This is a genomic window from Amycolatopsis kentuckyensis (assembly GCF_002155975.1).
Lineage (GTDB): Bacteria > Actinomycetota > Actinomycetes > Mycobacteriales > Pseudonocardiaceae > Amycolatopsis > Amycolatopsis kentuckyensis.
On record NZ_MUMI01000037.1, the window covers coordinates 1 to 22,965 of the forward strand.

At 72.4% G+C, this 22,965-nt stretch carries 24 protein-coding genes and 1 pseudogene; 17 read left to right on the forward strand and 8 right to left on the reverse strand.

The window, feature by feature from the left end; translation table 11 throughout:
- The 5 genes and pseudogenes from CCN39_RS03810 to CCN39_RS03830 form a co-directional block, all read left to right on the forward strand.
- Nucleotides 1–232 (forward strand): annotated as a pseudogene (locus tag CCN39_RS03810) (NAD-dependent epimerase/dehydratase family protein); the annotation flags it as partial.
- 96 nt (nt 233–328) lie between these two features.
- Nucleotides 329–2,641 (forward strand): glycosyl hydrolase family 95 catalytic domain-containing protein, encoded by a 2,313-nt coding sequence (locus tag CCN39_RS03815; RefSeq protein ID WP_086838423.1) that lies wholly within the window; start codon nt 329–331, stop codon nt 2,639–2,641.
- A 59-nt stretch (nt 2,642–2,700) separates the two neighbouring features.
- Nucleotides 2,701–3,069, forward strand: a complete 369-nt coding sequence (locus tag CCN39_RS03820; RefSeq protein ID WP_086838441.1) for a DoxX family protein — start codon at nt 2,701–2,703, stop codon at nt 3,067–3,069.
- A 14-nt stretch (nt 3,070–3,083) separates the two neighbouring features.
- Entirely contained in the window at nt 3,084–3,965 is an 882-nt protein-coding gene (locus CCN39_RS03825) for a LysR family transcriptional regulator (protein WP_086838424.1), read from the forward strand.
- Complete coding sequence (locus CCN39_RS03830; protein WP_086838425.1) at nt 3,962–4,630, forward strand: HAD family hydrolase; 669 nt, start codon at nt 3,962–3,964, stop codon at nt 4,628–4,630. Before CCN39_RS03825 ends, CCN39_RS03830 begins: the two co-directional genes overlap by 4 nt.
- Before the next feature lie 6 nt (nt 4,631–4,636).
- Here CCN39_RS03830 and CCN39_RS50620 read toward each other — a convergent pair whose 3' ends face one another.
- On the reverse strand, nt 4,637–4,798 hold the full coding sequence (locus tag CCN39_RS50620) for a hypothetical protein (protein ID WP_167454970.1): 162 nt from the start codon (nt 4,796–4,798) through the stop codon (nt 4,637–4,639).
- A 108-nt stretch (nt 4,799–4,906) separates the two neighbouring features.
- Here CCN39_RS50620 and CCN39_RS03835 point away from each other — a divergent pair, with 108 nt between their 5' ends.
- Nucleotides 4,907–5,662, forward strand: coding sequence for an HpcH/HpaI aldolase/citrate lyase family protein (locus CCN39_RS03835; protein WP_208630129.1), 756 nt, complete (start codon nt 4,907–4,909; stop codon nt 5,660–5,662).
- An 11-nt stretch (nt 5,663–5,673) separates the two neighbouring features.
- On the opposite strand, the gene CCN39_RS03840 is transcribed toward CCN39_RS03835, so the two are convergent.
- A complete protein-coding gene (locus CCN39_RS03840) occupies nt 5,674–6,849 on the reverse strand; it encodes a CaiB/BaiF CoA transferase family protein (RefSeq protein ID WP_086838427.1) in 1,176 nt (391 codons plus the stop codon).
- 132 nt (nt 6,850–6,981) lie between these two features.
- On the opposite strand from CCN39_RS03840, the gene CCN39_RS03845 reads away from it, so the two are divergent.
- The gene (locus CCN39_RS03845; protein ID WP_086838428.1) at nt 6,982–7,884 is read left to right on the forward strand and encodes a LacI family DNA-binding transcriptional regulator; all 903 of its coding nucleotides are present in this window, start codon (nt 6,982–6,984) and stop codon (nt 7,882–7,884) included.
- A gap of 4 nt (nt 7,885–7,888) precedes the next feature.
- Here CCN39_RS03845 and CCN39_RS03850 read toward each other — a convergent pair whose 3' ends face one another.
- Nucleotides 7,889–8,497, reverse strand: coding sequence for an HAD family acid phosphatase (locus tag CCN39_RS03850; protein WP_086838429.1), 609 nt, complete (start codon nt 8,495–8,497; stop codon nt 7,889–7,891).
- Between the two features lie 391 nt (nt 8,498–8,888).
- Here CCN39_RS03850 and CCN39_RS52750 point away from each other — a divergent pair, with 391 nt between their 5' ends.
- The 3 genes from CCN39_RS52750 to CCN39_RS03865 all read left to right on the forward strand — a co-directional run bounded on the left by CCN39_RS52750 (nt 8,889) and on the right by CCN39_RS03865 (nt 12,584).
- On the forward strand, nt 8,889–10,250 hold the full coding sequence (locus CCN39_RS52750) for a beta-1,3-glucanase family protein (protein ID WP_086838430.1): 1,362 nt from the start codon (nt 8,889–8,891) through the stop codon (nt 10,248–10,250).
- Between the two features lie 130 nt (nt 10,251–10,380).
- Nucleotides 10,381–11,703: a M20/M25/M40 family metallo-hydrolase gene (locus CCN39_RS03860; RefSeq protein WP_086838431.1), complete on the forward strand. Its 1,323-nt coding sequence runs from the start codon at nt 10,381–10,383 to the stop codon at nt 11,701–11,703.
- Nucleotides 11,703–12,584, forward strand: a complete 882-nt coding sequence (locus CCN39_RS03865; protein WP_086838432.1) for an alpha/beta fold hydrolase — start codon at nt 11,703–11,705, stop codon at nt 12,582–12,584. Before CCN39_RS03860 ends, CCN39_RS03865 begins: the two co-directional genes overlap by 1 nt.
- On the opposite strand, the gene CCN39_RS03870 is transcribed toward CCN39_RS03865, so the two are convergent.
- Complete coding sequence (locus tag CCN39_RS03870) at nt 12,572–13,267, reverse strand: methyltransferase domain-containing protein (protein WP_086838433.1); 696 nt, start codon at nt 13,265–13,267, stop codon at nt 12,572–12,574. The two genes, CCN39_RS03865 and CCN39_RS03870, sit on opposite strands and share 13 nt — an antisense overlap.
- A 28-nt stretch (nt 13,268–13,295) precedes the next feature.
- Between CCN39_RS03870 and CCN39_RS03875 the strand changes: the two genes are divergently transcribed.
- Genes CCN39_RS03875 through CCN39_RS03885 form a run of 3 tightly spaced genes read left to right on the forward strand, consistent with a single transcriptional unit; the run spans nt 13,296 to nt 15,023 of the window.
- Nucleotides 13,296–13,673 carry a MerR family transcriptional regulator gene (locus CCN39_RS03875; RefSeq protein WP_167454971.1) on the forward strand — a complete coding sequence of 126 codons (378 nt, stop codon included), beginning with the start codon at nt 13,296–13,298 and terminating at the stop codon, nt 13,671–13,673.
- 32 nt (nt 13,674–13,705) lie between these two features.
- Entirely contained in the window at nt 13,706–14,293 is a 588-nt protein-coding gene (locus tag CCN39_RS03880; protein WP_208630130.1) for an ArsR/SmtB family transcription factor, read from the forward strand.
- A 1-nt stretch (nt 14,294) separates the two neighbouring features.
- Nucleotides 14,295–15,023, forward strand: coding sequence for an SRPBCC family protein (locus CCN39_RS03885; protein ID WP_086838434.1), 729 nt, complete (start codon nt 14,295–14,297; stop codon nt 15,021–15,023).
- Here CCN39_RS03885 and CCN39_RS03890 read toward each other — a convergent pair.
- The 3 genes from CCN39_RS03890 to CCN39_RS03900 all read right to left on the reverse strand — a co-directional run bounded on the left by CCN39_RS03890 (nt 15,020) and on the right by CCN39_RS03900 (nt 17,321).
- Complete coding sequence (locus tag CCN39_RS03890; RefSeq protein WP_004561940.1) at nt 15,020–15,244, reverse strand: DUF5703 family protein; 225 nt, start codon at nt 15,242–15,244, stop codon at nt 15,020–15,022. The two genes, CCN39_RS03885 and CCN39_RS03890, sit on opposite strands and share 4 nt — an antisense overlap.
- Nucleotides 15,241–16,254, reverse strand: a complete 1,014-nt coding sequence (locus CCN39_RS03895; protein WP_086838435.1) for a YncE family protein — start codon at nt 16,252–16,254, stop codon at nt 15,241–15,243. The genes CCN39_RS03890 and CCN39_RS03895 overlap by 4 nt, the downstream gene beginning before the upstream one ends.
- 98 nt (nt 16,255–16,352) lie before the next feature.
- Nucleotides 16,353–17,321 carry an aldo/keto reductase gene (locus tag CCN39_RS03900; protein WP_167454972.1) on the reverse strand — a complete coding sequence of 323 codons (969 nt, stop codon included), beginning with the start codon at nt 17,319–17,321 and terminating at the stop codon, nt 16,353–16,355.
- Between the two features lie 86 nt (nt 17,322–17,407).
- Here CCN39_RS03900 and CCN39_RS03905 point away from each other — a divergent pair, with 86 nt between their 5' ends.
- The 4 genes from CCN39_RS03905 to CCN39_RS03920 all read left to right on the forward strand — a co-directional run bounded on the left by CCN39_RS03905 (nt 17,408) and on the right by CCN39_RS03920 (nt 22,194).
- Nucleotides 17,408–18,445 (forward strand): LLM class F420-dependent oxidoreductase, encoded by a 1,038-nt coding sequence (locus CCN39_RS03905; protein ID WP_086838437.1) that lies wholly within the window; start codon nt 17,408–17,410, stop codon nt 18,443–18,445.
- 1 nt (nt 18,446) lies between these two features.
- Nucleotides 18,447–19,289, forward strand: a complete 843-nt coding sequence (locus CCN39_RS03910; RefSeq protein ID WP_086838438.1) for an undecaprenyl-diphosphate phosphatase — start codon at nt 18,447–18,449, stop codon at nt 19,287–19,289.
- 49 nt (nt 19,290–19,338) lie between these two features.
- A complete protein-coding gene (locus tag CCN39_RS03915; RefSeq protein ID WP_086838444.1) occupies nt 19,339–20,046 on the forward strand; it encodes a histidine phosphatase family protein in 708 nt (235 codons plus the stop codon).
- A gap of 93 nt (nt 20,047–20,139) precedes the next feature.
- On the forward strand, nt 20,140–22,194 hold the full coding sequence (locus tag CCN39_RS03920; RefSeq protein WP_086838439.1) for a M3 family metallopeptidase: 2,055 nt from the start codon (nt 20,140–20,142) through the stop codon (nt 22,192–22,194).
- A 123-nt stretch (nt 22,195–22,317) separates the two neighbouring features.
- Here the strand turns inward: CCN39_RS03920 and CCN39_RS03925 are convergent, their stop codons facing one another.
- Entirely contained in the window at nt 22,318–22,905 is a 588-nt protein-coding gene (locus CCN39_RS03925; protein WP_086838440.1) for a ClpP family protease, read from the reverse strand.
- Between the last annotated feature and the right edge of the window lie 60 nt (nt 22,906–22,965).

Consider the following 22,965-nt stretch of genomic DNA (forward strand, 5'->3'; position numbering starts at 1 on the left):
GGACGACCCGGCCGGCCGGGCGCCGGACTTCGGCGGTCCGGAGATCCTCGCGGCGGCCGAGCTGGCCCAGGCGGTCGGCGAGGCGACCGGGCGGCAGCGGCGGATCGTGCCGCTCACGGTGCCGGGGGAGACGTTCCGGGCCTACGCCGGTGGCGGGCACCTGACCCCCGGCCACCGCGACGGCGAGATCACCTTCCGCGAGTACCTGGCCGGGCGAGCCGATCACGGATAACCGGTCCATCCCGAAGATTCTTGACCATCGGACCGGATAGGTCATATGTTTGGCGGGCTTCACGGCCGTTTTCCGCCCTCGCCGAACGGATGACCCATGCCGGAACTGCCTCTCCCGCCTTCGCGGCGCTCGTTCCTCAAACTCGGTGGCGCGGTCGGCGCCGGCGTTGCGCTGGGTGGGTTACGTCCGTTTGGTGCCAACGCCGAAGTGGTGCGTCCGGCCGGTGTGGAGCTGGTCCCCGAGTCCCGCGCCACGACGCTGTGGTACCCGGCGCCGGCGGCCGAGAACAAGATCATCGAGCAAGGCCTGCCGATCGGCAATGGTCGGATCGGTGCCCTGGTCGGCGGTGACCCGGCCGCCGACTTCCTGTACCTCGCCGACGCGTCGTTGTGGACCGGTGGCCCCAACGACGTCCTCCAGGACGACGGCCAGTTCCCCTACGAGCTCGAGAAGTTCGGCACGCTCGGCCTGCTCGCGAAGCTGCGGATCGCGGTCCCGGCGCACACCGGTGTCACCGACTACCGGCGCACGCTCGACCTGAGCAACGGCCTGGTCGTGATCACCTACCGGCACCAGGGCGTGCAGTACCGCCGCGAGTACTTCGCGAGCCATCCGGACGACGTCGTGGTGATCCGGTTCAGCGGCGGGCCGGTCACCGGCTCGGTGACGCTCGAGCCCACCCGCGGCGAGCCGACGGCCGGCGCGGGGGCGTTCACCGGCACGTTCGCCAACGGCCTGGAGTACGCCTGCACGGTGACCACGCCCGGCGGGACCGGCTTCAGCGGCAGCGAGGTCGTCATCGTGCTCAGCGGCGGCACGAACTACGTGCCCGACGCGGCACGGAAGTTCCTCGACACGTCGCTCGACCCCCTGGCACTGGCGAAGCGCAAGGCGGCCGCGGCGCTGGCCGTGGGCGGCGGCGCCCTGCGGGCCACCCACGTCGCCGACTACCGGCGGCTGTACGACCGGATGAGCGTGGACCTCGGCCAGTCGCCGCCGGCCAAGCGGGCCCTCGACACGTGGGCGCGGCTGGTCGCCCGTCACGACGACCCGGGCGCGCCCGACCCGGAGCTGGAGGCGAGCTACCTGCAGTTCGGGCGTTACCTGACGATCACCGGGTCGCGCGACGGCCTGCCGATGGGCCTGCAGGGCCTGTGGCAGAACACCAACACGCCGGACTGGATGAGCGACTACCACACCGACATCAACCTGCAGATGAACTACTGGCTGGCCGACCGCGCGGCGCTGCCCGAGAGCTTCGCTGCCCTGGCCGGCTACTGCCTCGCGCAGCTTCCCGTGTGGACGGACAGCACGAACCGGCTGTTCAACGACCCGCGCAACCGGTACCGGAACACCAGCGGCAAGGTCGCGGGCTGGGCGGTCGCGTTCTCCACCAACATCTACGGCGGCTCCGGCTGGTGGTGGCACCCCGGCGGCAACGCCTGGCTGTGCAACTCGCTCTGGGACCACTACGCCCACACCCAGGACAAGACCTACCTCGCGCGGATCTACCCGCTGCTGAAAGGCGCGGCCGAGTTCTGGGACGCGCGGCTGGTCCCGATGACCGTCGACGGCCGCGAGGTGCTCGTCGACGACCACGACTGGTCGCCCGAGCACGGCCCGCAGGACGCCCGCGGGATCACCTACGCGCAGGAGATCGTCTGGGACCTGTTCGAGCACTACCGCGAAGCCGTGGCGGTGCTGGGCCGCGACCGCGCGTACGGCGACCGGATCGCCGGGCTGCAGAAGAAGCTGTACCTGCCGAAGGTGAGCCCGTCGACCGGCTGGCTGGAAGAGTGGATGTCGCCGGACAACCTCGGCGAGACCACGCACCGGCACCTGTCACCGCTGATCGGCTTCTTCCCGGGCGACCGCATCGCGGCCGACACCGCCCCGCGCGAGCTCCTCGACGGCGTGCGGGCGTTGCTGATCGCGCGCGGGATGGACAGCTACGGCTGGGCGACGGCGTGGCGCTCGGCGTGCTGGGCGCGGCTGAAGGACGCCGAGCGCGCGTACCAGCTGCTGCTCACCGTGCTGCGGCCGTCGGTGAACAACGGCAACGGCACCGCCCCCAACTTCTTCGACATGTACAGCCAGGGCAGCTACACGATCTTCCAGATCGACGCGAACCTCGGCGCGCCGGCCGCGATGCTCGAAATGCTCCTCCACGCCCGTCCGGGGGTGCTGGAGCTGCTGCCGGCGCTGCCGTCGGCGTGGGCGGCGTCGGGCCGGGTGACCGGCATCGGCGCGCGCGGCGGGTTCGAGGTGGACCTCGAATGGCGGGCCGGGAAGGTCACGCGGGCGGTGATCCGCAGCGTCGGCGGCACCCGGACCGAGGTGCGGGCCGGGACCTGGCGGCGGACGGTCACCCTGCGGCCGGGAGGGTCGGTCACGGTCCGGCCGAGTTGAGGTGAGACCTCCGGAAAGAGGTGTAGTGTTCAACTACTTTCTTCCGGCCGGAGGTGACCGTGAACGTCGTCCTGTGGGCCGCGGCGGGGCTGCTCGCCGTGGTGTACCTGTTCGCCGGGGGCGTGAAGCTCGGGACCCCGCGCGAGAAGCTGCTGGAAAACCCGAACATGGGCTGGACGGCGGACTTCCCGGAGGCGGCGGTGAAGGGCATCGGCGCGGTCGAGATCCTCGCCGCGGCCGGGCTGATCCTGCCGTGGGCACTGGACATCGCCCCGGTGCTGACCCCGCTGGCCGCCACCGGGCTGGTGCTCGTCCAGGCCGGGGCGATCGTCGTGCACGCGCGGCGCAAGGAGACGAAGGCGCTGCCGATGAACGTCGTGCTGCTCCTGGTGGCGGCGTTCGTCGCGGCGGGCCGGTTCGCCGGCTAATACGCTGGAGCCCGATGGACGTCGATCTGCGCAAGCTGCGGTACTTCGTGGCGGTCGCCGAAGAGCTGCACTTCGGGCGCGCCGCCACGCGGCTGCACATCGCGCAGCCGGTGCTTTCGCGGCAGATCCGGGCCCTCGAAGCCGAGCTGCGGGCGCAGCTGTTCGTGCGCGACAAGCGGTCCACCGAGCTCACCGCGGCCGGCCGCCAGCTGCTGGAGGACGCGCGGCCGCTGCTGGCCTCGGCCGAGGCCCTGCGCCGCCGGGTCGCGACGGCCGCGCGCGGCACGTCGGCGTTCACCGTCGCGTTCATGCCCGGCATCACGGTCACCGGCGCGGTCCGCGAGCTCTCGGCGCGCCACCCCGGCCTGGCGGTGGAACTGCTGCGCACGACGTGGGACGACCAGACCGAAGTCCTCCACGACGGCCGCGCCGACGTCAGCGTGATCCGGCTGCCGGTGGACCGGCGTGGGCTGAGCGTGCGGCCGCTGTTCCGCGAACCGCGCGTGGCCGTGCTGCCCGGCGGTCACCGCCTGGCCGGCAAGGAATCACTGCGGGTCGGCGACCTCGCGGACGAGCACCTGCTCAACGACCCGGACGCGGTGCCGGAGTGGCGGGACGTGGCGGTCGAGCTGCGCGAAGGCACCGCACCGGCGCGGCGGGCGTTCCGCAGCGTGGAGGAGAAGCTCGAGCACGTGGCGGCCGGGCGGGGGATCGCGGTCGTCCCGCGGTCGACGTCGGAGTACTACACCCGGCCGGACGTGGCGCACGTACCGGTCGAGGACCTGCCGCCGAACGAGGTGGGCCTGGCGTGGGTGTCCGGCCGGCGGTCGCGGGTGATCTTCGAGTTCGCGGAGATCTTCGCGGGCCTGACCGACGCAGGGGAGAGGACACGATGATCCGCTGGGCGACGTTCGACTGCTTCGGCACGCTGGTGGACTGGCGCCACGGCATCACCACCGGGCTCGAGCTGCTGTTCCCCGGCCGCGGCGCGGAGCTGCTCGAGGTCTACCACCGGTTCGAGCCGCAGGTGCAGGCCGAGGTGCCGGTGCGGCGCTACCGGGAGGTGCTCGCCGAGTCCGTGCGCCGGACCGCGGCCGAAGCCGGGCTGGAGCTGGTGGCCGACGACGCGTCGGTGCTCGGGACCGGGCTGCCGTACTGGCCGGTCTTCCCCGACACCCGGCCGGCGCTGGCCGCGCTGCGGGAAGCGGGCTGGCGGCTCGCGCTGCTGACCAACTGCGACCGCGACCTGATCGGCGAGACCCAGCGGCGGCTCGCGGTGCCGATCGACGCGATCGTGACCGCGGAGGACGTCGGCGAGTACAAGCCCGGGCACGGCCACTTCCGGCGGTTCGCCGCGTCCTTCGAGGCCACGCCGGAGAACTGGGTGCACGTGGCGCAGAGCCACTTCCACGACATGGTGCCCGCCCAGGCGCTGGGCATCCCGCGCGTGTGGGTCAACCGGCACGCCGGCCCGCAGGACCCGGCGGTGGCGGACGCGGTCCTGCCCGGCCTGGACGGCCTGGCCGAGACGGTGGAGCGGGTGCACGCGGGAGCCCGCTGACCGCCGTCACGAGTGCCGCACCTCGGCCCGGCGGGGCGGGAACAGCGCGGCCCACAGTGCCTTCCACGGGTGCGAAGGCGGCCGCTCCCGCACCGCCGGCACCGGATGCGGCCCGGCCCGGTAGTCCATCTCCACCCGCACCCAGTCGTGGATCCAGTCGCCTCGCATGGCGGCTCCTTTCGTCGTGGAGCCCACGGTCGTCCTGAGGGATCGGCCCGCGCATCGGGTGATCACGCAGTCCGGCACCGCCGGACCCCTTACGGCTATCGTGGCCGGGTGGCCGCGACGACGTTCCTGTTCGTGCCCGGCGACCGGCCCGATCGCTTCGCCAAGGCGGTCGCCAGTGGCGCCGACGTCGTGATCCTGGATCTCGAGGACGCCGTCTCCGCCGGGGCGAAGGACACCGCCCGTGCCGCGGTGGGCGAGTGGCTCGAGCGTGCCCGCGCGATGGTCCGGATCAACGCGCCCGGCACCCCGTGGTTCGAGGCGGACGCTGCGATGGTGGCCGCGCGGGGCGTGCCGGTGATGGTGCCGAAGGCGGAGACACCGGGGGTGCTCGCCGCGTTCGGTGAGGTCGTCGCCCTCGTCGAAACCGCGCGTGGGGTGGAAAGCGCCGGTGAGCTGGCCGCGGTGCCGTCGGTGACGCGGCTGGCGTTCGGCAGTGTGGACCTGGCGGCCGAACTCGGGGTGGCGCCGGAGGACCGGGAGCCGTTCGCCTACGCGCGTTCGCGGCTGGTGATCGCCTCGGCGGCGGCCGGGCTGGCACCGCCGGTGGACGGGGTGACCACGGACCTGGGCGACGACTCGCCGTTGCCGGAGGACGTGCGCTACGCCCGCCGCATGGGCTTCGGCGGCAAGCTCTGCATCCACCCGAAGCAGGTGCGGCCGGTCCGGGACGGCTTCGCGCCGACGGAAGCCGAACTGGCCTGGGCCCGCCGGATCGTCACGGCGGGGGACGCGGTGTCCGTTGTGGACGGCCGGATGGTGGACCGGCCCGTGCTCGCCCGGGCCCGCCACCTCCTGGGGGAGTGACGCACCCCGCGCTACACCGCGCCTCGGCGCCGCAGCACCTCCGCGTCGAAGCCGAACTCCGTCAGGACCGCGTCGGTGTGCTCGCCCAGTGCCGGCACCGGGTCCATCCTCGGCGCGCGGCCCGCCACCGTGATCGGCGGCAGCGTCGCCCGGATCGTTCCCGCGGGCGTCGCGACGTCCGCGAAGCGGTCGCGCGCCGTGAGCTGGGGGTGCGCCAGGACGTCCGGCAGGTCGCGGCGACGCGCGTGCGCGATGCGGCCCGCCGTCAACCGGTCCGCCAGCTCGGAGCCGGTGAGCTCGGCTAAGACCGCGTCGATCTCGGCTTCCAGCTCGGCCCGGTTCGTCACGCGGGCGCTGCCCGTGGCGAACCGCGCATCGGTGACCCAGTCCGGGCGGGCGACCGCGTGCTCGCAGAACGCCGCCCACTCGCGGTCGTTCTGCACCGCCAGCACCACCTCGGTCCCGTCCCCCGCGGCGAAGGTGCCGTAGGGCGCGATCGCGGCGTGGCTGGTGCCCGTCCTCGGCGGTGGTGTGCCGCCGTAGCCGGCGTAGTACAGCGGGAAGCCCATCCACTCCACCAGCGAGTCGAACAGGCTGACCTCGAGTTCGGTGCCCTGACCGGTGCGCTCCCGGTCGTACAGCGCGGAGAGGATGCCGGAGAAGGCGTACATCCCGGCCCCGATGTCCGCGGCCGGGATCCCGCTCTTGGCCGGCTGCTCCGCGGACCCGGTGACCGACACGAGCCCCGCTTCGGACTGGATGAGCAGGTCGTACGCCTTCGCGTCGCGGTACGGCCCGGTCGAGCCGTAGCCCGAGACCGAGCACGTGATCAGCCGTGGCCGCGTCGCGCGCAGGGCGGCCGCGCCCAGGCCGAGGCGTTCCGCGACACCGGGCGCGAAGTTCTGCACGAACACGTCGGCGCGGTCGAGCAGCGCCGCCATCACGCCGGCCGCCGCGTCGCTCTTGAGGTCGAGCGTGACGCTCTCCTTCGACCGGTTCAGCCACACGAAATGGCTGGAGAGACCGTGCACGGTTTCGTCGTAGGCGCGGGCGAAGTCACCGCCGCCCGGGCGCTCGATCTTGAGCACCCGGGCGCCGAGGTCGGCCAGGTGCCGGGTGGCCAGCGGCGCGGCCACGGCCTGTTCGCACGACACGACGGTGACGCCGTCGAGGGGCAAGGAGCGCATGGCCGCATCCTGCCACCCGGCACCGGTACGAGCGGGCCGGATCCACTGGAGTTTCGGGCAAAACCGTTGACGCGTCCCGAAGCGGGCTTGCAATCTGAATCGATCAGCTGACCCCGGCGAGCGAGGTACCCGATGGGCAGGGTCCGGCAGACCGACATCGCGCGCGTGGCCGGGGTTTCGCAGGCGACGGTCTCGGTCGTGCTGGGCGGCAACCGCACCGGGGTCCGGCTGGCGGAGGCGACGCGGCTGCGGGTGCTGAAGGCCGCGGAGCAGCTCGGTTACGCCGACCCGCTGGTGAAACGGCCGTCGCGCACCAGCCTCTTCGGGATCCGTGCCGCCACCCCGGCGTTCGAGGCGCACCAGGCGATCCTGGCCGGCATCGAGGCCGAGGCGGCCGCGCTCGGCAAGGACCTGATCGTGTTCACCACGTCCGGCCGCACCCGGCTCGCCGACGGCTGCCTCTTCCTCGGCGGTCCCGTCCCCGCCGAGCTGCTCGCCACCGGGTTCCCGGTCGTCCACATCGGACTCTGTCCGGAGCTCGGCGACCGCGTGCCCTGTGTGGACGCGGATTACGCGTCGGCCTCGGCCGAGGTGGTCGCCCGGCTGCACCGGGCGGGGCACCGGCGGATCCGCTACTTGCGCGAACCCGGGGACACGCCGGCGGCGCGGGAGCGCGAACGCGGGGTCGGCACCGATCCCGGCTCGGTCGTCCGCACCGACGGCACCGGCCTCGCGACGGCGATCCGCGGCTGGCTCGGCGACGGCGTGACCGCGCTGGTGGTGGAGGAGGCGGTGTTCGCCCCGGTGCAGCGGGCCCTGCGCGCGGCGGCGGTGTCGGTCCCCGGCGACCTGTCCCTGGCGGTTCTCGGCCGCCCGCCGTCCGGTCCGGAGGTCAGCGGCTTCGAGGTGCCGCGGCGCGCACTCGGCCGGGAGGCGGTGCGGCTGCTGGCGTCGGTCGTGGCCACGGGGGCAGGCGAGCATCGGCTGCTCACCTGCCCGCCGGTGGCCGGGGCGACGATCGCGCCCGTCACCTGAAACGTCAGGACAGCGTGCCGTTGTAGTCGGGCAGCTTGAAGGTCCGCTCGGCGTGCCCGCCGTCGAGATCGGTCAGGTTGTTGCCGATGTTCGCGACGATCGTGTACCCGGCCTGTTCGATGGCGATCCGGGCCTTGGTCTTGTTGGCCTGGACCGGGTCGAAGTTGAACAGGGGACGCAGGTAGAGCCCGTCGTTCGGGTACCCGACCGCCTTCAGGTTCCCTTCGGTGGGCCACCGGAGCACCTCGGTGCGGTCGCTGACGAAGAGGACGGCGGCCCCCTTGGCCCGGGCGAGCTCGGCGAGCGCGAGGACCGGCTTGACGGCCGGCGTGGTGAACCCGCCCGAGTAGTAGGTCTCCAGGCTCGTGTTGTCGATGTCGAGCACGATCGCGGTCCGGCCACCGGGGACGGCGAGCCGCTGGGTGAGGTAGTCGGCGGCCGGGGTGGTGACCGCGGTGACATCGGCGATCCAGGTGGCATAGGACGGCGCGGCGGCCGCCACCGCGGCCGGCGTGGCGGCGGCCCGGGCATCGGCAACACCGGCGCTGCCGAGCAGCATCAGGACGGCGGAGGCGGTGCCGGCCACGGCGAGGCGGGCTTTCGAGGGTGACATGGCTGACAGTCCACCAGCCTGGGTCGGACCAACGTACCGGCAAGTAGCCGAATTCGTTTCATGTTCTGCCGGTGTTCGCGCCGTCGCCCGGTTGAGCCGCCGCCGCGAGTCCGGGACAGGGTGTATAACGCCCTATCCGGCTTGGCATAGCCGGCTCCTCATGAGCCGGCCTCCAAGCGGGTGGCCACACCACGCAGAGGAACCGAGTGAAACCGGCTCCGAGAGTCGCCGGCCTGTCAACCCTTGACAGGCCGGGGGTAGTGGTATGAACCTTTTCACCGATCGTTCCCCGCCGGCCCGCCAGGGCATCCGCCCGGCGCTCAGGGACGAGCCGGACCACGCCGCTGCCCGGCTGCGGTGGGTCCGTCCGTTTCCCGGCCAGGGAGGAACCATGCTCACCCACGCCCGGCAGCGGCGCAGCCGCCGCGGACCCGGTACCCGATTGGCGACCTTGGCGGCGGCCCTCGCGGTCGCCGCGCTCGGCTTCGCCGTCCCGGCGGCGCAGGCCGCCGACGCGCTGATCTCCCAGGGGAAACCCGCCACCGCGTCGTCGGTGGAGAACTCCGGCACCCCCGCGGCCGCCGCGGTGGACGGGAACACCGGCACCCGGTGGTCGTCACAGTTCAGCGATCCACAGTGGATCCGGATCGACCTCGGCGGCGCGGCGACCGTCAGCCAGGTCGTGCTGCGGTGGGAGGCCGCGTACGCCACCGCCTACCAGATCCAGCTGTCCGACGACGGGGCCGGCTGGTCCACTGTGTACCAGACGACGACGGGAACCGGCGGCACGCAGACGCTGAACGTGGCCGGTTCCGGGCGGTACGTGCGGTTGTCCGCGACCGCGCGGGCCACCCCCTACGGCGTTTCGCTGTGGGAGTTCCAGGTCTTCGGCACCGGCGGCGGGACCACGCCGCCCGGACCGGGCACGCCGCCCGACTCGTTCTGGGGCGACACGAGCACCATCCCGGCCGCGCGGAACGTGCTGACGGTCAAGGTGCTCAACCGGACGAACGGCAAGTACCCGGACAGCCAGGTGTACTGGAACTTCGGCGGCCAGACCCACTCGATCGCCGAGCAGCCCTACATCGACATGCCGGCCAACTCGGCCGGGCGGATGTACTTCTTCCTGGGAACGCCGAACGGCCAGTACGCCGACTTCATCGAGTTCACCGTCGGCCCGGACGTGTTCAACGGCAACACCACCCGGGTGGACGCCTTCGCGCTGAAGCTCGCCATGCGCCTGCACGCGCACGACGGCTACGACGTGCAGGTCGGCGACGACTACCAGACGTTCCAGGAGGACCGCTCGGCCACGTTCGCCAAGTTCCAGGCCGAGGTGCCCGCCGAGTTCAAGGGCCTGGCGACGGTGAACGCGCCGTATCGGATCCCGGCCCCGGGCAGCGCTCCGGACTTCCGCGCCGGCGGCAGGTACGCGAACTACTTCACCTCCTACGCCCAGTCGGTGGGTGTCAACGAGCCCACGTCGAACATCACCGGCTGCGCCGGATCGCTGGCCGGCAACCCCGACCTGTGCGCGGCGCTGAACCGGCACACGGCCCACCTGCCGCAGTCGCAGTGGCAGGACCCCGCGCGGTACTACCAGGCGGCGCCGGCGAACTACTACGCGAAGTTCTGGCACGACCACGGCATCAACCAGCTCGCGTACGGCTTCCCGTACGACGACGTGGCCGGCCGGTCCTCGTTCGTTTCCCACGGGGACCCGCAGTGGCTGGTGGTCGCCGTCGGCTGGTGACCGAGCGCCCCGCGGTGCGGCGAGGGGTGTGTCACCGGCGATGTGACACGCCCCTCGCCTGCAGGGGCCGTGCCGGTCCCAGCAGGCGCGCAGCCAGCGCACCCGGCCATCCGGGTGATAGGAATGGCCGGTGACCGAACCGAACCTGATCGAAGCCGCCGCGGCCGAAGCCGTCACGCTGACCAGTGAGCTCATCCGCATCGACACGACCAACACCGGCGATCCCGACACGCTGGTCGGCGAGCGGGCGGCGGCGGAGTACGTGGCCGAGAAGCTGACCGACGCCGGCTACGAGATCACCTACGTCGAGTCGGGCGGGAAGAACCGGCACAACGTGATCGTGCGGCTCGAAGGCGCCGATCGCGAGCGGGGTGCCCTGCTCATCCACGGTCACCTCGACGCCGTGCCCGCCGACGCCTCGGAGTGGTCGGTCCACCCGTTCTCCGGCGCGATCCAGGACGACTACGTCTGGGGCCGCGGCGCCGTCGACATGAAGGACATGTGCGCGATGGCGCTCGCGCTCGCCCGGCACTACAAGCTGAACAACATCGTGCCGCCGCGTGACCTCGTCTTCGCCTTCCTGGCCGACGAGGAGGCCGGCGGCAAGTACGGCGCCCAGTGGCTGGTCGAGAACCGGCCCGAGCTGTTCGAGGGCGTCACCGAGGCGATCAGCGAGGTCGGCGGCTTCTCGATCACGCTCAAGGACGACGTCCGCGCCTACCTGATCGAGACGGCGGAGAAGGGCATCCGCTGGATGAAGCTGCGCGTGCGCGGCACCGCGGGGCACGGCTCGATGATCCACCGCGACAACGCGGTCACCAAGCTGGCCGAGGCCGTCGCGAAGCTCGGCAACCACCGGTTCCCGCTCGTGCTCACCGACTCGGTGAAGGAGTTCCTCGCCGGCGTCACCGAGATCACCGGCTGGGACTTCCCCGAGGACGACCTCGAAGGCTCGGTCGCGAAGCTGGGCAACATCTCCCGGATGATCGGCGCGACCCTGCGTGACACCGCCAACCCGACCATGCTCACCGCCGGGTACAAGTCGAACGTCATCCCGTCGGTCGCCGAGGCCGCGGTCGACTGCCGGATCCTGCCGGGCCGCCTGGAAGCCTTCGACCGCGAGCTGGACGAGCTGCTCGGCCCGGACATCGAAAAGGAGTGGATGGAGCTCCCGCCGGTCGAGACGACCTTCGACGGCGCGCTCGTGGACGCCATGACCGCCGCGGTCCTGGCCGAAGACCCGGGCGCGAAGACGCTGCCGTACATGCTGTCCGGCGGCACCGACGCCAAGTCCTTCCAGGAACTGGGGATCCGCAACTTCGGCTTCGCGCCGCTCAAGCTGCCCGCGGACCTCGACTTCTCGGCGCTGTTCCACGGCGTCGACGAGCGGGTCCCGGTCGAGGCGCTGAAGTTCGGCACCCGCGTGCTGGACCGGTTCCTGCGCACCAGCTGATGACCGGGTTCGCGCTCGCCGACGGCACGCCCCTGCGGGTGATCCGCAGGGGCGACCCGGCCGCGCCGGTGACCGTGGTGTTCGTCCACGGCTACGCGCTCGACCAGCGCAGCTGGGGCCGCATCGCGCCGCTGGTGCCGGACGCCGCCGACGCGCCGGTGGCCGTGCTGACCTACGACCAGCGCGGCCACGGCGGCTCGGGGCGGGCGCGGCGCGGCACCGCGACCATGGCCCAGCTCGGCGACGACCTCGCCGAGCTGCTGGCGCGCGAAGTGCCCGAGGGCCGGGTGGTGCTCGTCGGCCACGACATGGGTGGCCTGGCGGTCATGTCGCTGTCCCAGCGGCACCCGGACCTGTTCGCCGCGCGGGTTTCGGGCCTGGTGCTGCTGGCGACGTCGTCGGGCACCCTCGCCGCCGAGGTGTCCGCGGCCTGGCCGAACGCGCTGGGGAAACTGGCCCGCGACCTGGAAGCGGTGCTCGGCTCGAAGCTGTTCGGGGTCGTGCGCGAGCACACCAGCCGAGCGGTCAGCGCGGGGCTGCGCTGGTGGCTGTTCGGCGACGACCCGGACCCGGACCTGGTCGAGCTGACGGTGAAGATGATCCGCGGGAACTGGCCCCACACGGTGTCGCTGTTCCGCCCGGCCATGGACGCCTATGCCCGCGACGCGGCGCTGGCCCAGGTCGCGGACCTGCCGGTGACGGCGATCGTGGGGGAGCGGGACCGGATCGTCCGCGCGTCCGATGTGGAGCAGTGGGTCCGCGGCCTCGGCAACGGAACGGCGGTGGTGCTGCCCGGCGTCGGGCACGTCGTGCCGCTGGAGGCCGCGGCCCAGGTGCTGCCGCGGGTGGTCGCGCTGGTCAACGCGAGTCACCGGAGCTGAAGGCGCGTCCCCGTGGCGAGGAAGATCGGCACCGCGACGAACAGCCGGTCGGCGCGGGCGCGGGCCGCCTGTTCGTCCAGCCAGGCACCGTCGCCGCCGAGGTTGGCGAGCACCGGCAGGGCCGCCGCGTCCGTCCACACCAGCGTGTGGACCTCGACCGTGACGTCGGTGAAGCCGTTGTCCAGCAGGAGGTTGCGGTACCGCCGCGCGATCCGCGGGTGCGGCAGGCCGTCCGCGCGCGTGTGGACGATCGACCGGGTGCGCTCGGGGTCGCCGGAGTCGATCACGATGGTGTCCCAGTCCTGTCCGGTGAGCACCGCGCGGCCGCCCGGCGCGAGGACGCGGCGGGCCTCGGCAACCGCGAGCTCGGGGTCGGGCACCACGTGCAGGACCTTGTCGGCGCGGTAGCCGGTGACCGAGCCGTCGGCGAGGGGCAGCGCGCCGGCGTCGGCGACGTGGAACTCGCCGTCCGGCCAGCGGGCGGCGGCTGCTTCGACCATGGCCGGGTCGGCGTCGACGCCGATGGCCCGCACCCCGCGCGCGGCCAGTTCGCCGACGGCCCGGCCGCCGCCGCAGCCGACGTCGACCACGACGTCTCCCAAGGCTTGGTAGGTGCGTTCCCGCAGGTCGATGGCTTGCGGGCGGTCGTCGAGGGCGTCGAGGAGGGCGAGCAACGTGGACATGGCGCCCATCCTGCGACTTAATGCCGGGATGAAGTCAATCGGCGAAGTGGCGGCCCGGTTCGGGCTGCCGGCCCACGTGTTGCGCTACTGGGAGGCGGAAGGGCTGCTGACACCCGCCCGCGCGGGCACCCGGCGCCGCTACACCGACGCGGATTTGCGCCGGGTGGCCGCGATCCTGGTCGCCAAGGAAGCCGGGTTCGAGCTCGCGGACATCCGGTCGATGCTGACCGACCGGTCCGCGGCCGGCCGGGCGGCGATGGCGGCCCGCCAGCGGGACCGGCTGCGGGCCCGGATCACCCGGGCGCAGGCCGCGCTCGAGCTCCTGGACGGCGACTGCCCGCACGACGACCTGATGACCTGCCCGCACTTCCAGCACCTCCTCGACCGACAGCTCGATCGTTCTTGACAAATTCTCTGTTCGGTTGGAATGCTGGCCGCATGTTTCCCGTGGCGGTGATCGAAGACGCGGCGGCGGCCGAGGTGTCGCTGGACCCGGTCCGGGCCCGGCTGCTGGCCGAACTGGCCGAGCCGGCCTCGGCGGCCATGCTCGCCGCGCGGGTCGGCCTCCCGCGCCAGAAGGTCAACTACCACCTGCGCGCGCTGGAGAGCCACGGCCTGGTCGAGCTGGTCGAGGAACGCCGCAAGGGCAACGTCACCGAGCGGATGATGCGGGCCACGGCGGCCTCGTACGTCATCTCGCCGACGGCGCTGGCCGCCGTCCAGCCGGACCCGGCCCGCTCGCCGGACCGGCTTTCGGCGCGCTGGCTGCTCGCCGTGGCCGGCCGGCTCGTGCGTGACGTCGGCCTGCTCATCACCGGTGCGGCCAAGGCCAAGCAGCGCCTGGCGACGTTCGCGCTCGACGGCGAGGTGCGGTTCGCCTCCGCCGCCGACCGGGCCGCGTTCGCCGAAGAGCTCACGGCCGCGGTCACCACGCTGGTGGGGAAGTACCACGACGAGGCGGCCGAGAAGGGCCGCTCGTACCGGGTGGTCGTTGCCGTGCACCCGAGCGTCCCGGAGGAGTCCTGAAGTGGGGTACGAGTTCGAGCTGACCGACGCCGCCGAAGTCGGGGCGACGCCGGAACAGGTGTGGGAAGCCATCGCGACCGGGCCGGGAATCGACTCGTGGTTCATGGGCCGCAACGAGGTCGAGGGCGGCACCGGCGGCACGATCCGCGGCGCCTTCGGTGCCTACCGGCCCGAATTCCGGATCCGCGACTGGGACCCGGCGGAGAAACTCGCCTACGGCAGCGACCCGGCACCGGACGGGCGGCGGATCGCGTACGAGTTCCTCATCGAGGGCCGGGCCGGCGGCAGCACCGTGCTCAGGTGCGTCACCAGCGGCTTCCTGCCGGGCGACGACTGGGAGGACGAGTTCGAGGCGATGACCGCGGGCGGCGAGCTGTTCTTCCGCACCCTGGTCGAGTACCTGACGCACTTCGCCGGCCGGACCGCCGTGCCGGTCACGGCCTTCGGCCCGCCGGTGGGGGACTGGGACGAGCTGTGGCCGCGCCTGGGCGCGGCGCTGGGCCTGCCGGCCCGCCCCGCGGAGGGCGACCGGGTCCGGATCGGCCAGGAGGGCGTGGTCTACGCGGTGAACGACCAGACGGTCGGCGTGCGGACACCGGACGCGATGTTCCGGTTCGTGCGCGGCATCCAGGGCGTGCTGGTCGCCTGCCACCACCTGTTCGCCCCGGGTGCCGACGCGGACGTCGAAGAGAAGACCTGGGGTGACTGGCTGAACCGGGTGTCCGGCTAGGTCGGCAGGGCGCCGGGGAGGCTCTGCGCCGTCTTCTTGCGGCGCAGCCAGACCCGGCGCGTGCCGTCGGCGTAGAGCCGCACGGTGCGCAGTTCCCAGCCCGCGAACTCCGCGTGGATGGAGAGCTGGATCGCCGCTGCACGCCGGGACACGCCCGGGGGGAGGTGCAGACGGCGATACTCCCAATCCCCTTCGACCACCGCCTCGCTGACCGCTGTCATGGCTGGATCACCTGGGTCCCTTCTCCGGCCGCCGAGCCGACGATCACCCGGCCGCTCTTCTCGTCCACCCCCACCGAGTCCGGCTGGCGCACGGTGGGGAACCGGTACTTCTCCACGGGCTCGCCGCCGCGGACGTCGAACCCGACCACTTCGTTCCGTTCGGTGAGCGTCACCCACGCCAGGCTCCGGGCCGCGTCGTAGGCGATCCCGTACGCCCCACCGGGCACCGGGTAGCGCTGCTTCAGGATCAGCGGGCCGGCCGAGAACGCCAGGAGCGCCCCCGCCCGCGCGTCGGTCACCAGCACCCGGCCGTAGGAGTCCGCCACGGCGTTGGCGGCGCCGTCCCCGGCCCGCAGCCCCTCGTCGACCTTCCCGGCGGCGACGTCGACCGAGAACACCGCCGTCCGCAGCCGGTCCAGCACCACCACGCCGTCCCCGGTGTCGACCACGTCGTCGGCGCTGTAGAGCTGCCCGCCGATCGTCCGCGCGGGACCCGCCGCCGGCAGCACCCGGATGTCCTTGCCCGCCCCCATCGCGACCAGCCGATCGGCCCCGTAGGCGATGCTCGACGCCGGCTGCCCGCCGGTCTTCGTCTCGGTCAGCTTCCGGTCCGGCAGCGCCAGCTGCTGCACCACGCCCTGGTCCGGCTCGGCGATCTCGACCCGCCCCGGCGCCACCGTCAGCTTCGACGCCGTGCCGTATAACGGCATATTCACCGGGGGTGACGCGAGCGCGTTCAGGTCGTACAGCCGCAAGGCGGGGGGCGAAGAAACCGCCACGACGAGGGTCGACGTCTTCGCGTCCACGGCGACGGCCGACACGGTGCCGTCGCCGAGCACCTGACCGGCGGGTTTCACGGTCACGGCGGGGGACACGGCCGGGCGCGCGGCGGAAGGGTTCGCCACGATCTGCAGGTCGTCGGAGGTCGACTTGGCCGACGAGCAACCCGAGAGCACCAGGGCACCGGCGAGCGGGAGCGCGATCCACGACACGGCGGCGAGCCGATGCACGTTGCGGCCTCCAGGCGTCCCTCGGCGGTTGGTCTTCACCAGCATGCTCCTTGATCCCCGTGCCGTCACGTGCGTGTCACCGAACAGACACCTGGCGCTCACCGCGGCCAGCGTTCGGGGTAGCCGACCTCGATCGCGCTGACGTCGTCGAGCGCGGACCGGATGGCGGGCGGGAGGGTGATGCCCTCCGCCGTCAGCGAGCCGGTGAGCTGGCCGGTGTCCCGCGCGCCGACGACCGGGGCGACGACGCCCGGCCGGTCGCGGACCCAGGCCAGGGCGACGGCGAGCGGGGACGTGCCGAGCCCGTCGGCGGCGGTCGCGACCGCCTGCACGATCCGGGCGGCGCGGTCGGTGCGGTGGTGCTCGACGTACCCGGCGTAGGCGCTGTTGGCGCCGCGCGAGTCGGCGGGGGTGCCGGTGCGGTACTTGCCGGTCAGCACGCCGCGGCCGAGCGGGGCCCACGGCAGCAGCCCGATGCCGTGGTGCGCGGCCGCGGGCACGACCTCGCGGTCGACCCCGCGTTCCAGCAGCGAGTACTCGACCTGGGTGGAGACGAGGGGAGCGATGGCCGAGGCGCCGGCGGCGGCCGTGGCCAGCTGCCAGCCGGCGTAGTTCGAGACGCCGACGTAGCGGACCTTCCCGCTGGTCACGGCGTACTTGAGGGCGGAGAGCGTCTCGGCGAGCGGCACGCAATCGTCCCAGGCGTGCAGCTGCCAGAGGTCGATGTGGTCGGTGCCGAGCCGCCTGAGCGAGCCGTCGAGCGCGGTGAGCAGCGCGCCGCGGGAGGCGCCGCCGCCGAACGGTCCGTCCGTGCGCTTGGCGACGGCCTTCGTCGCGAGGACGACGTCTTCGCGGGGCACGAGGTCGCCGAGCAGCGAGCCGAGCACCCGCTCGCTCTCGCCCTCGCCGTAGATGTCGGCCGTGTCCACCAGGGTGCCGCCGGCGTCGACGAAGGCGACCAGCTGGCTGGCGGCCTCCTCCGCGTCGGTGTCGCCACCCCAGGTCATGGTGCCGAGCGCCATACGGGAGACGCGCAGTCCCGAGCGGCCGAGCAGTCGCTTTTCCACGACCGCCGAGCCTAGTGGGCTGCCCCGTCCGGAGGAGACCAAGGTGAGTCGTGTCGCGATCATGGCCCCCGTTAGGGTCTGGCCCCGTGCGACTCGGACTGAATCTCGGCTACTGGGGAGCGGGGAACGACCCCGCGAACCTGGCCCTGGCCAAACAGGCGGAGGACCTCGGCTACGCGGTCGTGTGGGCCGCGGAGGCCTACGGCTCGGACGCGGTGACCGTGCTCTCGTGGATCGCGGCGCGGACGTCGCGGATCGACGTCGGTGCCGCCGTGCTGCAGATCCCGGCGCGCACCCCGGCGATGACGGCGATGACCGCCGCGACCCTCGACACGCTTTCGGGCGGCCGGTTCCGGCTCGGCCTCGGCGTGTCCGGCCCGCAGGTGTCGGAGGGCTGGCACGGTGTCCGCTTCGCCTCGCCGGTGAGCCGCACCCGGGAGTACGCCTCGATCGTGCGGACGGCGTTGCGCCGTGAGCGGCTGAAGTTCGAGGGCGAGCACTTCACGCTGCCGCTGCCGGACGGCCCGGGCAAGGCACTGCGGCTGACCGTCCGCCCGGCCCGCAAGCACATCCCGCTCTACCTGGCCGCGATCGGCCCGAAGAACCTGGAACTGGCCGGGGAGATCGCCGACGGCTGGCTGCCGGTGTTCTTCTCGCCGGCCCACGCGGGCGAGCAGCTGGCGCACGTCCGGGCCGGCGCCGAGCGGGCCGGCCGCACCCTGGACGGCTTCGACGTCGTCCCGTCCGTGCCGCTGGTGCCCGGCGACGACTGGCGGACCTGCGCGGACGCCGTCCGCGGCTACGCCGCCCTCTACCTCGGCGGGATGGGGAGCAAGGAGAAGAACTTCTACAACCGGCTGGCGTGCCGGATGGGATTCGCGGCCGAAGCCGCCGAAGTACAGGAGAAGTACCTGGCGGGCGACCGGGTGGGGGCGATGGCGGCGGTGCCGGCCGAGTTCCTCGACGCGACGTCGCTGCTGGGCCCGAAGGAACGGATCGCGGAGAAGATGACGGAATACGCCGAAGCCGGCGTGACGACCCTGTCGGTGTCGCCCTACACGCCGGAGCCGGCCGCTGCCCTGCGCACGGCCGTCGAGGCCCTCGAGCTGGCGGGGGTGGCCTGACGTGGGGTGGTTCGAAGCACTGGTCCTGGGCCTGGTCCAGGGCCTGACCGAGTTCCTGCCGATCTCGTCGAGCGCGCACCTGCGGATCGTCGCGGCGCTGGCCGGCTGGGACGACCCGGGCGCGGCGTTCACCGCGGTGACCCAGATCGGCACCGAGCTGGCGGTGATCATCTACTTCGGGCCGAAGATCGGGCGGATCCTGCGAGCCTGGTTCTTCTCGATCTACCGGCCGGAGTGGCGCCGCGACCCGGACGCCCGGCTGGGCTGGCTGATCATCGTCGGCTCGATGCCGATCGTGGTGCTCGGGCTGCTGCTGCAGGACCAGATCGACAGCGCGTTCCGCGACCTGCGGATCACCGCGACCGTGCTCATCGTGTTCGGCCTGATCCTGCTGGTCGCCGACCGGATCGGGAAGCAGGAGCGCACGCTCGACGACCTGACCGTGCCGCACGGGCTCGGGTTCGGCTTCGCGCAGGCGCTGGCGCTGATCCCGGGCGTGTCCCGCTCGGGCGGCACGACCAGCGCGGGGCTGCTGCTCGGCTACACCCGCGCGGAGGCGGCGGAGTACTCGTTCCTGCTGGCGCTGCCGGCGGTGTTCGGGTCGGGGGTGTACAAGCTCAAGGACATCGGCTCCGGCGACGTGCCGGCCCAGTGGGGCCCGACGATCCTGGCCACGCTGGTCGCCTTCGGCGTCGGCTACATCGTGATCGCCTGGCTGATGGCCTACATCAAGAAGCGCAGCTTCGTGCCGTTCGTGGTGTACCGGCTGGCGCTGGGCGTGCTGCTGTTCGTGCTGATCTTCACCGGTGCCCTGGACCCGAACGCCGGTCCGGTCGGTCACTGAGCCGCCCGCGTGGGGACCGCTTGATCGGTCCCCACGTAGGGTGGGCTCCGTGAGTACGGTCATTCTGCTGAGGCACGGCAAGTCGACGGCCAACGGCTCCGGCGTCCTGGCCGGGCGCTCCCCGAAGGTCAACCTCGACGACACCGGCCGTGCCCAGGCGGAGAAGCTCGTCGAGCGCCTCGACGGCGTCCCCCTCTCCGGGCTCGTCGTTTCGCCGATGCTGCGGTGCAAGCAGACCGTCGGCCCGCTGGCCGCCGCCCGCGGGCTCGAGAAGGTCGTCGAGCCCGGGCTGTCCGAAGTGGACTACGGCGACTGGACGGGCAAGGAGCTCAAGGACCTGGCGAAGGAACCGCTCTGGCGGGTCGTGCAGGCGCACGCCTCGGCCGCGGTGTTCCCCGGCGGCGAAGGGCTCGCGGCGATGCAGGCCCGGTCGGTCGCCGCCGTCCGCGCCCACGACCGGCGGATCGCCGCCGGGCACGGCGACCACGCCGTCTGGCTGCTGTGCAGCCACGGCGACGTCATCAAGTCCATCCTGGCCGACGCGCTCGGCCAGCACCTCGACGCCTTCCAGCGGATCGTCGTCGACCCGGCGTCCATCTCGGTGGTGCGCTACACCGAGGTCCGGCCCTTCGTGATGCGCGTCAACGACCACGGCGGCGACCTGCGCGGCATCGTGCCGCCGGAACCGAAGCCGAAACGGGGCAAAAAGGCCACGCCGAGCAGCGACGCCGTGGTGGGCGGTACCACGGGCCGGTGACCCCGGCCACCTCCGGAAAGCGCTGACATCGACCCAGGCCGACCCCGTAGGGTGGCGGGACCGAGTGTTTGTCCCCGACCAGGAGCCTGCCCGATGATTTCGCCGGACAATCCGTTCGCCGCACCCAGCGAGCTGCCCTACGCCCTGCCGCCCTTCGACCGGATCTCCGACGAGCACTACCGGCCCGCGTTCGAGGCCGGGCTGGCCGAGCACGCGGCGGAGATCGAGCAGATCGCGGCGCAGGACGCCGAGCCGACGTTCGAGAACACCATCGTGGCCCTCGAACGCGCCGGCGAGCTGCTGGGCCGCGTGGCGAGCGTGTTCTACAACCTGTCCGGCTCCAACAGCACCGACGAGATCCAGGCCATCCAGGCGGAGTTCGCGCCGCGGCTGGCCGCCCACCACGACGCCATCCACCTGAACCCGCAGCTGTTCGCCCGGATCGACGCCCTCCACGTGCGGCGCGGCGAGCTCGGCCTGGACGAGGAGTCGCTGCGGCTGCTGGAACGGCGGCACACCGACTTCAGCCGCGCCGGCGCCGGCCTCGGCGAGGCCGAGCAGGCCCGCCTGCGCGAACTCAACGAGCAGCTGTCCACCCTGCAGACGAAGTTCCAGCAGAACCTGCTGAAGGACACCAACGAGCTGGCCGTCGTCATCACCGACCGGGCCGAGCTCGACGGCTTCGGCGAAGGCGCGATAGCGACCGCGGCCGAAGCGGCGTCCGCGCGCGGCGAAGACGGCAAGTACGTGCTCCCGCTGAGCCTGCCGACGAGCCAGGCGTCGCCGCTGGAGACCCTGCGCGACCGGGCGGTCCGCGAACGCATCCACACCGCGTCGATGGCCCGCGGCAACCGCGGCAACGCCAACGACAACAACACGATCGTCGCCGAGATCGTCCGCCTGCGCGCGGAACGGGCCGCCCTGCTCGGCTACCCGAACCACGCCGCGTACGTCATCGCGGACGAGACCGCGAAAACGGCGGAAGCCGCCGCCGGACTCCTCGAGCGGCTGGCACCGGCGGCCGTCGCGAACGCCCGCGCCGAAGCCGCCGAACTCCAGCAGCTGCTGGAAGCCGACGTGCCGGGCGCGAAGCTGTCCCCGTCGGACTGGCCGTTCTACGCCGCCCAGGTCCGCCGCGAGCGCTTCGAGGTCGACACCGAGGCGCTGCGCCCGTACTTCGAGGCCGACCGCGTGTACCTCGACGGCGTCTTCTTCGCCGCGACGAAGCTGTACGGCCTGACCTTCACCGAGCGCGACGACCTGCCCAAGTACCACCCGGAGGTCCGGACCTTCGAGGTCTTCGACGCCGACGGCACCCCGCTGGGCCTGTACCTGCTCGACCTGTACGCCCGCGACGCCAAGCGCGGCGGCGCCTGGATGAACACCTTCGTCGACCAGTCCGAGCTGCTCGGCCGCAAAACGGTCGTGGTCAACGTGCTGAACGTGAACAAGCCGCCGGCGGGGGAGCCGACGCTGCTCACCTTCGACGAGGTCGTCACCGCGTTCCACGAGTTCGGCCACGCCCTCCACGCGCTGGTCTCCGCGGTCCGCTACCCGACCTTCTCCGGCACCAACGTCCCCCGCGACTTCGTCGAATACCCCTCCCAGGTCAACGAGATGTGGATGCTGTGGCCGGAAGTCCTGGCCCACTACGCGAAGCACCACGAGACGGGGGAGGCGCTGCCGCAGGAGCAGGTGGACAAACTGCTCGCCGCCCAGCAGTACGGCGAAGGGTTCTCCACCACCGAGTACCTGGCGGCGTCCCTGCTCGACCAGGCCTGGCACGGCCTCGGCGTCGACGACCGGGTGGAGGAGGTGCAGCGGTTCGAGGCGGAAGCCCTCGTGAAGGCCGGCGTGGCCGTCGACGCGATTCCGCCGCGCTACCGCACGACGTACTTCGCCCACATCTTCAGCGGCGGCTACAGCGCCGGCTACTACTCCTACATCTGGAGCGAAGTCCTCGACGCCGACACCGTCCAGTGGTTCCGCGAAAACGGGGGACTGGCCCGCGAGAACGGCGACCACTTCCGCCGGACGTTGCTCGGCCGGGGCGGCAGCATCGACCCGATGGACGCGTTCCGCGCCTTCCGCGGCCGCGACCCGGAGATCGAACCGCTGCTGGCCCGCCGAGGCCTCGGCGGAGTCTGAGACAACCCGCAGGACCCGGCTCCTCCGGTGATCCCCATAAGTGTATAACGACCTATACGCCGGGGCGATTTTTAAAAATCGCCCCGGCACCTTCCCAGCCCAAAAGAAGCTCGAACGGGGAGATCAGCTGCCGGCCACGATGTGGTCGACGAAGCCGTAGGCCAGGGCTTCGTCCGCGTCGAACCAGCGGTCGCGGTCGGCGTCGGCGGTGATGCGTTCGACGGTCTGGCCCGTCTGGTTCGCGGTGATTTCGGCGATGCGGCGTTTCATCTTGCCGAAGACCTCGGCCTGGATGGCGATGTCGGTGGCGGCGCCGCCGATGCCGGCCGAGGGCTGGTGCATGACGATGCGGGTGTTGGGCAGCAGGTAGCGCTTGCCGGGGGTGCCGGAGGAGAGCAGGAACTGGCCCATGGAGGCGACGAAGCCGAGGCCCCAGGTGGAGACGTCGGGTTTGACGAGCTGCATGGTGTCGTAGATGGCCATGCCGGCGGTGACGGAGCCGCCGGGTGAGTTGATGTAGAAGGTGATGTCCTTGGCGGCGTCGTCGGCGGCGAGCAGGAGCAGCTGGGCGATGATCCGGTTGGCGACGTCGTCGGTGACTTCGGAGCCGAGGAAGACGATGCGGTCGCGCAGGAGCTGTTCGTAGACCGAGTCGTTGAGGGTCTGGCCGGGGGCGGGGGCCTGGAGGTCGGGTACGGCGAGAAGGGTCATGGGGGTGACGGTAGGGCGGAAGATCGTCCGTGGGGCGGGGGTTTCGCTGTGAGCGTGCGG